The sequence below is a fragment of the Halomarina salina genome, assembly GCF_023074835.1.
GTDB lineage: Archaea > Halobacteriota > Halobacteria > Halobacteriales > Haloarculaceae > Halomarina > Halomarina salina.
In genome coordinates, this window is record NZ_JALLGW010000002.1 from 349,849 (window position 1) to 361,851 (window position 12,003).

The 12,003-nt window shown below is 68.8% G+C and carries 15 protein-coding genes; 10 read left to right on the forward strand and 5 right to left on the reverse strand.

The genetic code is table 11. From position 1 onward, the window contains the following. Positions 1–73: 73 nt before the first annotated feature. The gene (locus MX571_RS17585) at positions 74–220 is read left to right on the forward strand and encodes a hypothetical protein (RefSeq protein ID WP_247419156.1); all 147 of its coding nucleotides are present in this window, start codon (positions 74–76) and stop codon (positions 218–220) included. Between the two features lie 60 nt (positions 221–280). Here the strand turns inward: MX571_RS17585 and MX571_RS17590 are convergent, their stop codons facing one another. Then, positions 281–565, reverse strand: a complete 285-nt coding sequence (locus MX571_RS17590; RefSeq protein ID WP_247419158.1) for a DUF7410 domain-containing protein — start codon at positions 563–565, stop codon at positions 281–283. Then, positions 562–1,968 (reverse strand): hypothetical protein, encoded by a 1,407-nt coding sequence (locus MX571_RS17595; protein ID WP_247419160.1) that lies wholly within the window; start codon positions 1,966–1,968, stop codon positions 562–564. Before MX571_RS17595 ends, MX571_RS17590 begins: the two co-directional genes overlap by 4 nt. 94 nt (positions 1,969–2,062) lie before the next feature. Between MX571_RS17595 and MX571_RS17600 the strand changes: the two genes are divergently transcribed. Further along, positions 2,063–2,929: a cytochrome c oxidase subunit 3 gene (locus tag MX571_RS17600; protein WP_247419162.1), complete on the forward strand. Its 867-nt coding sequence runs from the start codon at positions 2,063–2,065 to the stop codon at positions 2,927–2,929. A gap of 922 nt (positions 2,930–3,851) precedes the next feature. Here MX571_RS17600 and coxB read toward each other — a convergent pair. Beyond that, a complete protein-coding gene (coxB, locus tag MX571_RS17605) occupies positions 3,852–4,706 on the reverse strand; it encodes a cytochrome c oxidase subunit II (RefSeq protein WP_247419164.1) in 855 nt (284 codons plus the stop codon). Between the two features lie 100 nt (positions 4,707–4,806). Here coxB and MX571_RS17610 point away from each other — a divergent pair, with 100 nt between their 5' ends. Genes MX571_RS17610 through MX571_RS17620 form a run of 3 tightly spaced genes read left to right on the forward strand, consistent with a single transcriptional unit; the run spans position 4,807 to position 7,193 of the window. Continuing rightward, positions 4,807–6,219 carry a heme o synthase gene (locus tag MX571_RS17610; RefSeq protein WP_247419166.1) on the forward strand — a complete coding sequence of 471 codons (1,413 nt, stop codon included), beginning with the start codon at positions 4,807–4,809 and terminating at the stop codon, positions 6,217–6,219. Positions 6,220–6,249: 30 nt separating this feature from the next. After that, positions 6,250–6,963 (forward strand): DUF7546 family protein, encoded by a 714-nt coding sequence (locus MX571_RS17615; RefSeq protein WP_247419169.1) that lies wholly within the window; start codon positions 6,250–6,252, stop codon positions 6,961–6,963. Then, positions 6,960–7,193, forward strand: a complete 234-nt coding sequence (locus MX571_RS17620; protein ID WP_247419171.1) for an Rdx family protein — start codon at positions 6,960–6,962, stop codon at positions 7,191–7,193. The genes MX571_RS17615 and MX571_RS17620 overlap by 4 nt, the downstream gene beginning before the upstream one ends. 38 nt (positions 7,194–7,231) lie before the next feature. Here MX571_RS17620 and MX571_RS17625 read toward each other — a convergent pair whose 3' ends face one another. Beyond that, the gene (locus MX571_RS17625; RefSeq protein WP_247419173.1) at positions 7,232–7,840 is read right to left on the reverse strand and encodes a class I SAM-dependent methyltransferase; all 609 of its coding nucleotides are present in this window, start codon (positions 7,838–7,840) and stop codon (positions 7,232–7,234) included. 164 nt (positions 7,841–8,004) lie between these two features. Between MX571_RS17625 and MX571_RS17630 the strand changes: the two genes are divergently transcribed. From MX571_RS17630 to MX571_RS17645, 4 genes are all read left to right on the forward strand, one after another. Beyond that, positions 8,005–8,736 (forward strand): competence/damage-inducible protein A, encoded by a 732-nt coding sequence (locus MX571_RS17630; RefSeq protein ID WP_247419175.1) that lies wholly within the window; start codon positions 8,005–8,007, stop codon positions 8,734–8,736. 237 nt (positions 8,737–8,973) lie between these two features. Further along, positions 8,974–10,110: an ATP-NAD kinase family protein gene (locus tag MX571_RS17635; protein ID WP_247419177.1), complete on the forward strand. Its 1,137-nt coding sequence runs from the start codon at positions 8,974–8,976 to the stop codon at positions 10,108–10,110. A gap of 103 nt (positions 10,111–10,213) precedes the next feature. Beyond that, complete coding sequence (locus tag MX571_RS17640) at positions 10,214–11,248, forward strand: phosphate uptake regulator PhoU (protein ID WP_247419194.1); 1,035 nt, start codon at positions 10,214–10,216, stop codon at positions 11,246–11,248. Between the two features lie 86 nt (positions 11,249–11,334). Continuing rightward, a complete protein-coding gene (locus MX571_RS17645; RefSeq protein ID WP_247419196.1) occupies positions 11,335–11,490 on the forward strand; it encodes a hypothetical protein in 156 nt (51 codons plus the stop codon). A 73-nt stretch (positions 11,491–11,563) separates the two neighbouring features. Here the strand turns inward: MX571_RS17645 and MX571_RS22935 are convergent, their stop codons facing one another. Beyond that, on the reverse strand, positions 11,564–11,884 hold the full coding sequence (locus MX571_RS22935; RefSeq protein ID WP_438267250.1) for a DUF7528 family protein: 321 nt from the start codon (positions 11,882–11,884) through the stop codon (positions 11,564–11,566). Here MX571_RS22935 and MX571_RS17655 point away from each other — a divergent pair. Continuing rightward, positions 11,834–12,001: a hypothetical protein gene (locus MX571_RS17655; protein WP_247419215.1), complete on the forward strand. Its 168-nt coding sequence runs from the start codon at positions 11,834–11,836 to the stop codon at positions 11,999–12,001. The genes MX571_RS22935 and MX571_RS17655 overlap by 51 nt on opposite strands. The last annotated feature ends 2 nt before the right edge of the window (positions 12,002–12,003 follow it).

The window sequence follows — 12,003 nt, forward strand, 5'->3', positions numbered from 1 at the left end:
GGTACTCGTCGTCCACACGAATCGAACCGTCGACAGCGATAGACCTTTGCGACCGACGCGCACACGAGTTCGCATGGAACTTCCCGAGCGGTTCGCCGCCTACGAGCACCCGACGTGGCTCACCGCCGTCGCCACCGCGCTCAGTTACGGCCTCATCCTCGCGGCGATGACCGTCGTCCTGTTCGTGGTGCCCTACATCGTCTTCATGCAACTGGGCTGACTGTCGACGACCGACCCACGACCGACGGCTGACCACGACCGAGGGTCGGCCGGGCGTCGCTCAGAACGCGAGGTTGACGACGGCCCAGAGCAGCAGGAACCCGAAGTAGACGACCACCAGCGCCAGCAGCGCCTTCAGCCGGAACTTCCGCAGTTCCGCGTCCTCCTCCTCGAGCGCCGCCGCGTACGCGGCGCGCTGCTCGTCGTCAATCGACTCGGGGTGGTCCACGCCGTAGTGGAGCGCGAGGAACTGCTCGCGGGCGAACGGTCGGCCGCAGTACTCGCAGTCGAACGTCTCCGTGTCCGTGACCACCGTCTCCCACGGCTCGGCCGTGTCGGCGCTCACAGGAACGGCACCTCGATGGACGGCTGGGAGACGATGAGCAGGCTGGTCATCGTGTAGGCTATCATCACCGCCGTGAGCGGGTACTGGCTTCGAATCGCCTGCAGGCGACCCGGGAACAGGTCGAACGCCGTCGCGTGTGCGACCCAGATGGCCAGCACGTGTCCGAGCAGGACGAACGCCAGGCCCACGCCGCCGAACCACGTCGGGAGGACGGCGACCAGCGGCTGTGGCGGGGACAGCGGGTTCGTCAGCGCGCCGACGAGCGACGGCGACAGCGAGAGGAAGTAGCCGAGGTAGTGGGCGACGTGGTAGCCGGCGGCGATGGCGAGCAGCGACGGTGCGAACTGTCGCGCGAGTTCGTCGGTGGTGAGCAACGAGTCCGCGTACCGCCTGCCGTAGCGCGCGGCGAGTCGGTAGGCACCGTAGAACAGGCCGAACCCGACGACGAGCGCGAGCGGGTAGAGCAGGTGTGCCGGGACGCCCGCGTCGTACAGCGGGGTGGCGAGGGTGCGCCACGCGGGCGTCGCGACGAACCCGTCGTAGGTGGTCACCCAGAGCAGTGCGACGACGAACGCGACGTCGCCGCGGTGGATGAGCCAGTCGGCGTCGGAGAGCGCCGCGCCCGGCCACCGGGCGCGGATGCGACCGGCCTCCGAGGAGAGCGGGGCGACCTGCCCGTACGCCGCGAACACCCGCGAGATGGGGTCGACCGTCTCGAACCACGTCTCTGCGCCGAACACGACCGCACCGACGAGCGTGCCGACGGTGTAGACGAGGACGACGTCCGCGAGCAGCGTCGGGTCGTCGGCCAGCGGACTGACCACCTCGACCCAGACGAACACGAGCAGGAAGCCGACGCTCGGCCACGCACCCAGTCGCTCGGGGTACGGCCGGTCGAGCGACGGCAGGACGCTCGCTATCGTGCGCCACGGGTTGACGACGGGCCACGTGTTCCCGACGAGGTACGTCGTCATCGTGTAGCCCGCCCACCAGCCGGCCCAGACCAGCACCACGCCGAGGTTCGCCAGCGGGTCGCGGGGGCCGACGTAGCCGACGGCGAGGACGGCGAGCAACCCGAGCACCCCGACGACACGCCCGGCGAGGACGAGCGCGCGCGTCGGCGAGCCGAGTCCCCGGCGCTCGTCGTGGATCGCCCGGATGAGGTCGCGGTCGGTGACGAAACTCGCCAGTAGGAACGACGCGCCGACGGCACCACCGCCGGTGAGGAGGACGAGCCACCGCGGGACCGAGAGGTTCTGTCGCGTCCCGCCGAGCGAGCCACCGTGGGCGAGGGCCGTCCCGACGAGGGCGACCAGCGCGGTGAGGGCGGCGAGGGCGGCGAGGGCGACCCGGCGCGTCCGGACCGCGCGGCTGAGACGTCCCGGCGGGGCGGGTCCGTTCATGGGTTCGGGTAGGGTCAGCCCCGTGGAGTCGTTTTCGTCTCGCGCCGCCACCGTTTTGGGAGGGCTTTTGTCCCTCCGCTTGGTACCGAGTCCTATGGCGACTGAAGAATCGGACGACCACGGCGGACACGGTCACCACCTGCCCGCCGTCGAGGACTGGCCTCGCGGCTTCGGCGAGGCGAGCTGGTGGCCGTTCGTCACGGCCATCGGAGCAGCGGGGTTCTACATCGGTGCTGCGCTGTTCCTCCTCGGCACCGGCGACCAACCCATGATCGGCTCGATGGTCGGGCCGATCGTGTTCATCGCCGCGACGGTCGTCTTCCTCGTCGGGTTGTACGGCTGGCTCTACCACGCGTTCATCGTGAGCTTCTGGGAGGGAGAGGCGACAGAACACGGCAGTAGCGGTCTCAGGTTGGCGATGATACTGTTCCTCGGGACCGAGGTGGCGACGTTCGGGGCCGGGTTCGTCTACTACTTCTTCATCCGCGCGGGCACCTGGCCCCCGACGGGTGCGGAACTCCCCCACCTGCTGGGGTCGCTCGTGCTCATCAACACGGCGCTCCTGGTCGCGAGTTCGTTCACGCTCCACTACGCGCACGTGGCGCTGCTCAACGACAACCGCTCGCGGTTCATCGGCCTCCTCGTCGCGACGCTCGTGCTCGGCGTCGTCTTCATCGGCGGGCAGGTGTACGAGTACTACGAGTTTATCGTCCACGAGAACTTCACCCTCACGGAGGGCATCTACGGGTCGGCGTTCTACGGTCTGACCGGTCTGCACGGCCTCCACGTCACGCTCGGCGCGGTGCTCATCACCATCGTCCTCGTTCGGGCGCTGTTCGGTCAGTACTCCGACGACCGTCACACCTCCGTCTCGACCGTCTCGATGTACTGGCACTTCGTCGACGTTGTCTGGATCTTCCTCGTCGTCGTGCTGTACGTCGGCGCGGAACTCACGCTGTAGGGCGACACTCTTCCTCACTTCTCTCCGGCTGCGAGCGACAGCGACCCGTGATTCGAGACACGTCTCCGACGGACCGTGCGACCACGAGGGTGGTCGGCGGACCGAACGACCGACCGAACGACCGGACCGTCGAGCGTGTCGTGTGGCGTCGCTCAGTCGCGACGTTCACACTCGCCACCCACTACCGACGGGCCGACGCGACGCCACCGACAGACCGGCAGCACCTCACCGATAGGCCGACAGCCGCTGCATTCGGCCACCGACGCCTCGCGTGAAGCCAGCGATTCCGCCGAGGTCGCTCGGGAGGCGGCGACGCAGCGTCCGTCTGTCGCGGAGCGGTGACCGTCGAGTCAGTTCGTTCGGTTCGCAGGACAGTGCCGTGACTCGTCAGTCAGCGGTCGTCAGTGGTCGATGCGCCCGTCGTCCGGCGTTCGTTCTCCCCAGAGTCGCTCGCCGTCACGGACCCGTGTACCGCGTTGCGTGGCACCGCCGAGGGGTGGGCGCGAAGGACCCCTCGACGGGCGGGCGGGCGTCGCGGGCGACGACGCACGCACCGGCCACGCGACGTTCAGACGGAGGGTGCCGGTGCCAGCGACACCGACTCCGCGTGAAGCGGTACGGGTGTACGGGTGGTGTCGCCCTCGGCCGGGTTGTGTCGACGAGAAGACTCGACCTAAGTCCGTCGAGCCGACCGAGCTAGCGTTCCACCGTACCGTGAGAAATACACACAAGGATAAAAGTGTTGCGCCGGTGAATGTTTTCGCGCTCGTCGTGACGCCGAGCCGACGCTCGGTGGGTCGCGAGCGACCGCAGACGGGGAGCCGACTGCGACTGCTGGTCGGGAGTGAGTGACGGCTGGTGAAGACGAGCGAGAACGCGCAGAGAAGAGGGAGCGACGAGAAGAGGGAGCGACGAGAACCGTTCAGGCGGCGACGAGCGAGGCGTTGCCGGAGGCGTTACCGCTCGCGTTGCCCGAACTGTTACCGCCCGAGCTGTTGCCACCCGAACCGCTGTTCTCCTGGAGGTACTGCTGGTACTCCTCCTGACTGACGACCTCCACCGTACCGAGCATGTTGGAGTGGCCGACGCCACAGTACTCCGCACAGTAGAGCTGGTAGGACCCACGTTCGGTGGCCTTCGTCACGATGGTGTTGTACTGTCCGGGGAACGCGTCCTGCTTGAGCCCCAGCCCGGGCACGTGGACGGCGTGGAGCCAGTCCTGCGACGTGACGTGCAGGTAGACGGTCCTCCCCTCCGGTATCACCAGGGTTCCGGTCTCACCGACGTTCTGCCCACCGGGGTTCTGGTGGTTGAACTGCCACTGGTACTTCATCGCGTCCACCTCGACCTGGACCGCCTCGTCGGGGTCCGCCGGCCCCTTCGCACCGGGGTAGTCGTAGGAGAGTTCCATCAGGTTCGCCTGCGAGCCGTCGCCCGCCGTCGCCGTCGCTCCACCGATGAACGGACTCCCGAGCACCTGGTAGGAGGCGAGGCCGACGAACAGGAGGATGATGGCCGTCGCGACGGTCCACGTGATCTCGAGTCGGCGGTTCTCCTGGGTCGGTTTCGGGTCGTCGTTGTCCCGGAACCGATAGACGGTGTAGATGAGGATGCCCTCGACGAGCACGGTGATCGGCACTGCGACGTACAGCAGTTTCCGGTTGAGCCCGAAGATGAGTTCCTCGTTCACTGACGACTGGGCGGCGACCGGGTCCGCGAGGATGACCAGCGCGAAAAGCCCGGTCAGAACCCCCAGCAATCTCCGCGCCTGTTTCATGAAAACCGATTCGCCGCATCGACGTAAATACCTGCTGACTGCGACCCGGTGGCGGAAAGCGCGGGGTCTAAGTGCGGACGCGTCCGACGTTTCCCCAACCGTGACTCGTCCTCGGTTCACCACCCTGCTCGCGGCGACCCTCGTCGGCGTCTACCTGCTGGTAGTGGTCGGTGCGACCGCCTCGCTGGCCGACGCCGTCGCCGCGTGTGGGACGTGGCCGACCTGCTCCGGTCCGGTCTCCGACCCGCAGGTCGCCGTCGCGGTCGGCCACCGCATCGCCGCCGTCGTCGTCGGCCTCCTCGGTCTCGCGACGACGGTCGTCGGCTGGTCGGTCGCTACCGCGCGCGTCCGCGTCGCCCTCCTCGTCGCCGGTGTCGGCTACCCGCTGCAGGCGGGCGTCGGCGCGTTCGTCGCGCTCGAAGGCGCGCCCAGCACGCTGACCGGGACGCACCTCGTCGCCGGGACGGCCATCTTCACCACCCTCGCGCTCGCACTCGCGTGGCAACTCGAAGCCGAGACGGGCGACCCGACCGACGCGCCGACCGGGCAGACGGACCGCGCGACGGAACCGACGCCAGACCACGACGCGGACGACGGGCCAGTCGCACCGACCGCGTCGGTCCAGCCGACGGGGCCGCTCGCTCGTGTGAAGCGCGTGGTCTGGGCGTACTTCCAGTTGATGAAGCCCCGGCTGATGTGGCTGCTCTGTCTCGTCGCCTCCGCCGGGATGGCTCTCGCCGCGGGACCGGACCTGCGCGTCGACACCATCGTCCTCACGCTGCTCGGCGGCGTGCTCTCCATCGGCGCGAGCGGCACGTTCAACCACGTCCTCGAACGCGACATCGACCGGAAGATGGAACGGACGAGCGACCGCCCCCTGGCGAAACACGAGGTACCCGTCCGCAACGCCCTCGCGTTCGCGGCGGTGCTCACCGTCGCGAGCGTCGCGCTGTTCTGGCAGGTCAACGCGCTGGCGGCCGCGCTCGGGTTCGTCGCCATCGTGTTCTACAGCGTCGTCTACACGCTCATCCTGAAACCGAACACCGTCCAGAACACCGTCATCGGCGGCGCGGCCGGCGCGCTCCCGGCGCTCATCGGCTGGGTCGCCGTCACGGGCACGACGGACGGCGCCCTGCCGGGGCTCGCGCTCGCCGCCGTCATCTTCCTCTGGACCCCGGCGCACTTCTACAACCTCGCGCTAGCCTACAAGGACGACTACGCCCGCGGCGGCTTCCCGATGATGCCGGTCGTCCGCGGCGAGACAGTGACGCGGAAACACATCGTCTGGTACCTCGCGGCGACGCTCGTCGCAGCGACGCTGCTGACCGCGCTGACAGGCCTGGGATGGCTCTACGCCACCGCCACCGTCGTCTTCGGCGGGGTGTTCCTCTGGGCCGTCGTCCTGCTCCACCGCGAACGCACCGAGTCGGCGGCGTTCCGCGCGTTCCACGCCTCGAACGCCTACCTCGGCGCGCTCCTCGTCGCCGTCGTCCTCGACGCCGTCGTCGTCTGAGACGGCGACCTACGACCCCAGACTGTCCGCATGAGTACTGCACCCACCCTCGAACGGTTCCTGCCCCGACGGAGCACGGTACGAGGCGCGACGATACTCGTCGCCGCGGAACTGCTGTTGCTCGCCGCCTACTTCGACACGACGGGCATCACCCCGACCGGCGAGCGGACGGGGCTGTACCTCTACCCGTTCGTCTGGGTGAACGTCGCCGTCTGGGGCGTCCTGCGGGCGCGCGTCCCGTCGGCTCCCACGAGCAAGCGGGCGATGGCCGCGCTCGTCGCGGGGGGGTACCTCCTCCTGCTGGGCTACGTCGGCGGCCTCTACGCCGTCGGACCGACGCAGTTCACGACGGGTATCGACGTCCGCTTCTGGTCGCTCCCGCCCGGGTGGTCGCCCGCCGTCCTCTACACCGGGTCGTGGCTCACGCTCGCGCTGATTCCGTACAAGCTGGTCGGCTACGCCGCCCTCGCGTACCTCGTCTACGGCCTCGTCCTCGACGCCGCTGGTGGCGGTGGCGGCGCGATGGCCGGGGTGCTGGGACTGTTCTCCTGCGTCTCCTGTACGCTCCCGGTGATAGCGGGCGTCCTCGGCGGGTTCGTCGGCGGAACGTCGTTCCTCGTCTCGGCCGCGTACGGCCAGAGCTACGGCCTGTCGACTGCCATCTTCGTCGTCACCGTCGTCCTCCTGGTGTGGCGACCGACGGCGGCAGACGTTTCACGGGCCCGGTCGTGGCTCGGACGATGACAGCCGTCGAAATCGAGTACTGCGTCCCGTGTGGCTTCCTCGAACGCGCCGAGAACGTTCAGCACGCCCTGCTGTCGAGCCTCGGAGAGCGGCTCGACCGCGTCGCGCTGGTCACCGGCGACCACGGCATCTTCGAGGTACGCGTCGACGGAACCATTGTCTTCGAGAAGGAGAGCGACGAGTTCGACGTGGACGCCATCGTCCGCGCGGTGCGCGACGAGACGTTCTGAGGGGCCGAGCAGGTGAGCGGCCGAGCCGCTGTCGGCGGTCACTCGGCGCGTCGCGCGAGGAACATCGGGAAGTCACCGCCGCGTTCGTCGTCCGGGTCCCAGAAAGACTCGACCTCGAATCCGGCGTCGGCGAGCAGCCGCCGCGTCTCCTCGGGGTCGGGGTACGACCACTCCATCCGAGTGCCCGTCTCCAGCCAGTCGTCGTTCGCGCCTTCCCACTCGTGGTCGCCGGTGTTGAACAGGAGCCAGCCGCCGGGTCGGAGGACCCGCGCGAACTCCGAGAGGGCCGTCCCGTGGTCGTCGGTCGGCAGGTGGATGACGGCGAATAGCGACGCGACCGCGTCGAACGCGTCGTCGGCGAACGGGAGCCCCGTCATGTCGCCCGCGACGAGGGCGTCTCCCCGGCCCGCCTCGGCCGCGACGCGGAGCTGCTCGCCCGAGAAGTCCAGTCCGACCGTGCGGTGGTGCGGGTCGAGCCCGTCGAGACCGACCCGGCCGCCGCCACAGCCAGCGTCGAGGACCCGCGAGTCCGGGCCGAGGCGGTCGAGCAGTACCCGGAGGACGCCCGCGCCGTCCTCGCCGCGCTGGTCGTCGTAGTCGGCGGCGATGTCGTCGTAGGCGTCGCGGACGCGGCGGCGTTGACCCATGGCGGTTCTGTCGGGATGTACTGTCGATGGGTAGTAGCTCTTGGGTGCGAGTGAGAGCGGTTCGCACGCGATGGTGGCGACGGTGAGGTGTGACACGTCGACAGCTTCCCCCACTCCAGACCGGTACCCACGGCGTTTTGGTCGCGCCACGCGAAGGCCAGGCCATGCGAGTCGCGGTGGTGACCGTCGGTGACGAACTGCTCGCGGGAGAGACGGTGAACACGAACGCGAGCTGGCTCGGCGAGCAGCTGACCGCTCGCGGTGCGACCGTCGAGCGAGTCGTCACGCTCCCCGACCGGGTGAGCGACATCGCCCGCGTCGTCAACGAGTACCGGGCGGAGTACGACGCCGTCGTCGTCACCGGTGGTCTCGGCCCGACCCACGACGACCTGACGATGGAGAGCGTCGCCGCCGCCTTCGGTCGCCCACTGGAGCGGAGCGAGGCGGTGCTAGAGTGGTTGGAGGCCGAAGGCGGCTACACCCGCGAGGACCTGACGGAGGGGACGGCCGACCTCCCGAAAGGAGCGCGCCCGCTGCACAACGAGGTGGGCGTCGCTCCCGGCTGTGTCGTCGAGTCGGTGTACGTCCTGCCGGGCGTCCCGGCGGAGATGAAGGCGATGTTCGAGACGGTCCGCGAGGAGTTCGAGGGGACGCCCCTCCAGGTGGCGACGGTCACCGTCGCCGAACCGGAGAGCGCGCTCGTCGAGCGGTTCGAGCAGCTACGCGAACGGTTCGACGTGGCGCTCGGGAGCTACCCCGGCGAGAGCGTCCACGTCCGACTCCGCGGCGAGGACGGCGACGAGGTGGAGCGGGCGGCCGCGTGGCTGGCCGAGCGCGCCGAGACGGTCGAGGAGGGTGGTTCAGCGGGTGAGGTAGACGAACCAGACGACGAGTAACACCAGTCCTCCGATACCCAGCACCCAGCCCGAGGCGTCTATGAGACCGGTGTCGACGCTCTCCTGCAGCAGCACGTACATGTGGTCGAGTTCCGCTGGCGGTCGTATAAGCGTTGATACCCGTCCCCGTGGCCCGTACCCCATCTCACGCATCCGGTTCACGGACGTGGTTCACACACCTCGGAGGCATCGCCACACACCGGCGACGCTTTGGGGGTTCCGACGGAACCGTCGTGCGTGAGACGCATCGGAGTCGTCGTCAACCCCGTCGCCGGGATGGGCGGGCGTGTCGGGTTGAAGGGGACGGACGGGATGGTCGGGGAGGCCCGCGCTCGCGGTGCCGAGCCGCGCGCACCCGACCGCGCCCGCGAGGCGCTCGACGCCCTCCGGACCGCGGCCGAGGGGTCGGGCGAGTCCGTCGAACTGCTGACGTGGGGCGGCGTGATGGGCGAGTCGGCGGCCGAGGCGGCCGGACTCGACCACGAGGTGCTCGGCTCGCCCTCGGGTGAAGCCGGGGAACGAGAGGGAGGTAGAAACGGGGACCCTCCAGAGACGAGCGCCGACGACACCCGCGCCGCCGTTCGAGCGATGGTCGACGCGGGCGTGGACCTCCTCCTGTTCGCCGGCGGTGACGGCACCGCCGTCGACGTGGCCGAGGTCGTCGCCGAGACGGAGAGCGAGACGCCGATACTGGGCGTTCCGGCGGGCGTGAAGATATACTCCTCCGTGTTCGGCGTCACGCCGCGGTCGGCGGGGCGTATCGCCGCGACGTTCGACCGGAGCGAGGAGCGCGAGGTCAACGACATCGACGAGGCCGCCTACCGGGAGGGCGAGGTCCGGTCCGAACTCCGGGCCATCGTCCGCGTCCCCGTCGCGAACGAGGTGCAGTCCTCGAAGCAACTCGGCGGCGGGAGCGTCGAGGCGCTGGCGGCGGGCGTCGCCGCGGACGTCGAACCGGGCGTCACCTACGTCCTCGGACCGGGGAGCACGGTCGGCGCTATCGAGCGCGAGCTCGGCGTCGAGGGGTCGCCGCTGGGCGTCGACGTCTGGCGGGCCGGGGAGGCCGACCAGGACGGCGAACTCCTCGTGCGCGACGGCAGCGAGCGCGAGATTCTCGACGCACTGGGCGAGGAGAACGTGATAGTCGTCTCGCCCATCGGCGGACAGGGGTTCGTGTTCGGGCGTGGCAACCAGCAACTCTCCCCAGCCGTGATTCGTCGATGCTCGGTCGTCGTCGTCGCCTCGCCGTCGAAACTCGATACCGTCGGCGAACTCCGCGTCGACACCGGCGACCCTGACCTCGACGAGAAGCTACGGGGCTGGCAGAAGGTCCGCGTCGGGCGGTTCGAGCACCGCCTGCTGAAGACGGTGTGAGTCGCCGCCCCCGAGAGCGTGTGAACGATTGTCCCTGATATTTGATGGGGGATTCTCGCGGTCTTGAGATATCCTTAAGGCCAATCGTGACGCTACCCAAGCCATGGAAACACGGAAAGTCCAGCGCCTGGGTCCGTCGACGCTGGCGATGACGCTGCCCGCGGAGTGGGCGAAGGCGTACGACGTGGAGAAGGGTGACGAGGTGTCCATCCGCATCGGCGAGAAGGGGATGCTCACGGTGATGCCCGAGTCCGTCCAGCAGGAGGAGTCGGTGGCGACGGTCCACGCCGCCAGCCTCGACGCCGACGCCATCGAACGCGCCATCGTCGCCCAGTACGTCCTCGGCCGCCGCGTCATCCACATCGAGGCCGCCGAGGGGGAGACGCTCGACAGCGCGACCATCAACGCCGTCTACAACGCCGAGACGCAGTTGATGGGGCTGGGCGTCATCGAGGAACGCCCCGAGAGCATCGCGATTCGGTGCTCGGTCGACCCCGAGGACTTCACGCTCGACAACCTGCTCGAACGCCTCGAATCGACCGGCAGCACGATGCGCAACGAGGCCATCCGGGCGCTCGCCCACAGCAACCCGGATCTCGCCGAACGGGCGCTCAACCGCGAGCGACAGGCGAACAAGATATTCGTCCTCCTGCTCCGTCTCATCTTCACTGCCTACCAGAACCCGAACCTCACGAGCGCGCTCGGACTGGACGACGGGTTCGCGCTCATCGGCTACCGCTCCATCGCGAAGAACCTCGAACTCACCGCCGACAACGCCGAGGACATCGCCGAGATCGCGCTCTCGGCGGAGGGCCACACCCTCGACGTGGACGAGTCGACGATGCGCAAGATACGGGAGTTCACCGACAGCGTCAACGAGATAACGGAGAAGGGCGTCCGCTCGGCGGTCGAACGCGACTACGACCTCGCCATCGAGGTCCGCCGCCTGTTCGCCCAGATCAACGACCGCGAACGCGAGATTCTCGACGACCTGCCCGAGATGTCCAACGAGGACCTGCTCGAAGTGCGAGAGGTGCTCGTCAGTCTCGCTCAGACCGCACAGTTCGCCGTCCGGAACGCCGAGATAGCGACGAACCTCGCGCTCAACGACGAGAGCGAACACGTCACCATCGAGTAAGACGTCGGCAGCGGACCGTCCTCCTCGACAGACACCGACGGCTGTCGGCCTGAAACGTTAACTGTTCTGACAGCAATCGAGTGCCTATGTCACACGTACCGGAGCGACCACTGCTGTTCGCCTGCGCCGAGTGCTCCGTCGTCCACGTCGGCGTCCGCGAGAGCGAGGACCACTACCGGCCGCCCGACCACTGCTCGGTCTGTGACTCGGAGACGTTCACCGAACTGCCGGACCACCCGTAGTCCACTCGGTCTCTGGCACTCCCCGACCCGCCGGGCGTTCGTCGGGAGGAACGACGGCGCTCGTACAGCGGCCTCACTCCTCCGGTACGCCCTTCTCCGCACACAGCGGGTTCTCCGAGACCAGCACGCAGTCGAACTCCGGTGCCTCCGCGAAGAACCGGACCAGCAGATGCCGCCGCGACCCCGAGACGCGGCCGACGTCGCTCGCCGCGAACCGGTCGGGCAACGCGTCGAACGTCGTCCGCAGGTCGTCGGAGGAGTCGAACACCACCTCGTTGCCGGCCGACTCGGCGCGTCGCCGGGCGACGACGACGCTCCCGTCGCTCCGTCGTTCGGAGCGGGTGTGGACGAACGCGCGGGACTCGCGCAGGGCGTCGGCGATGCCGTCGGCCAGTTCGCGGGCGGCGACCGGGGAGAGGACGTACGTCTCGCCGTCGATGGTGACCGTTACGGAGGAGTCGTCACTGCCGGTGGAGAACGCGACCAGGAGTGTGAGGGCTCCGCGACATAGTG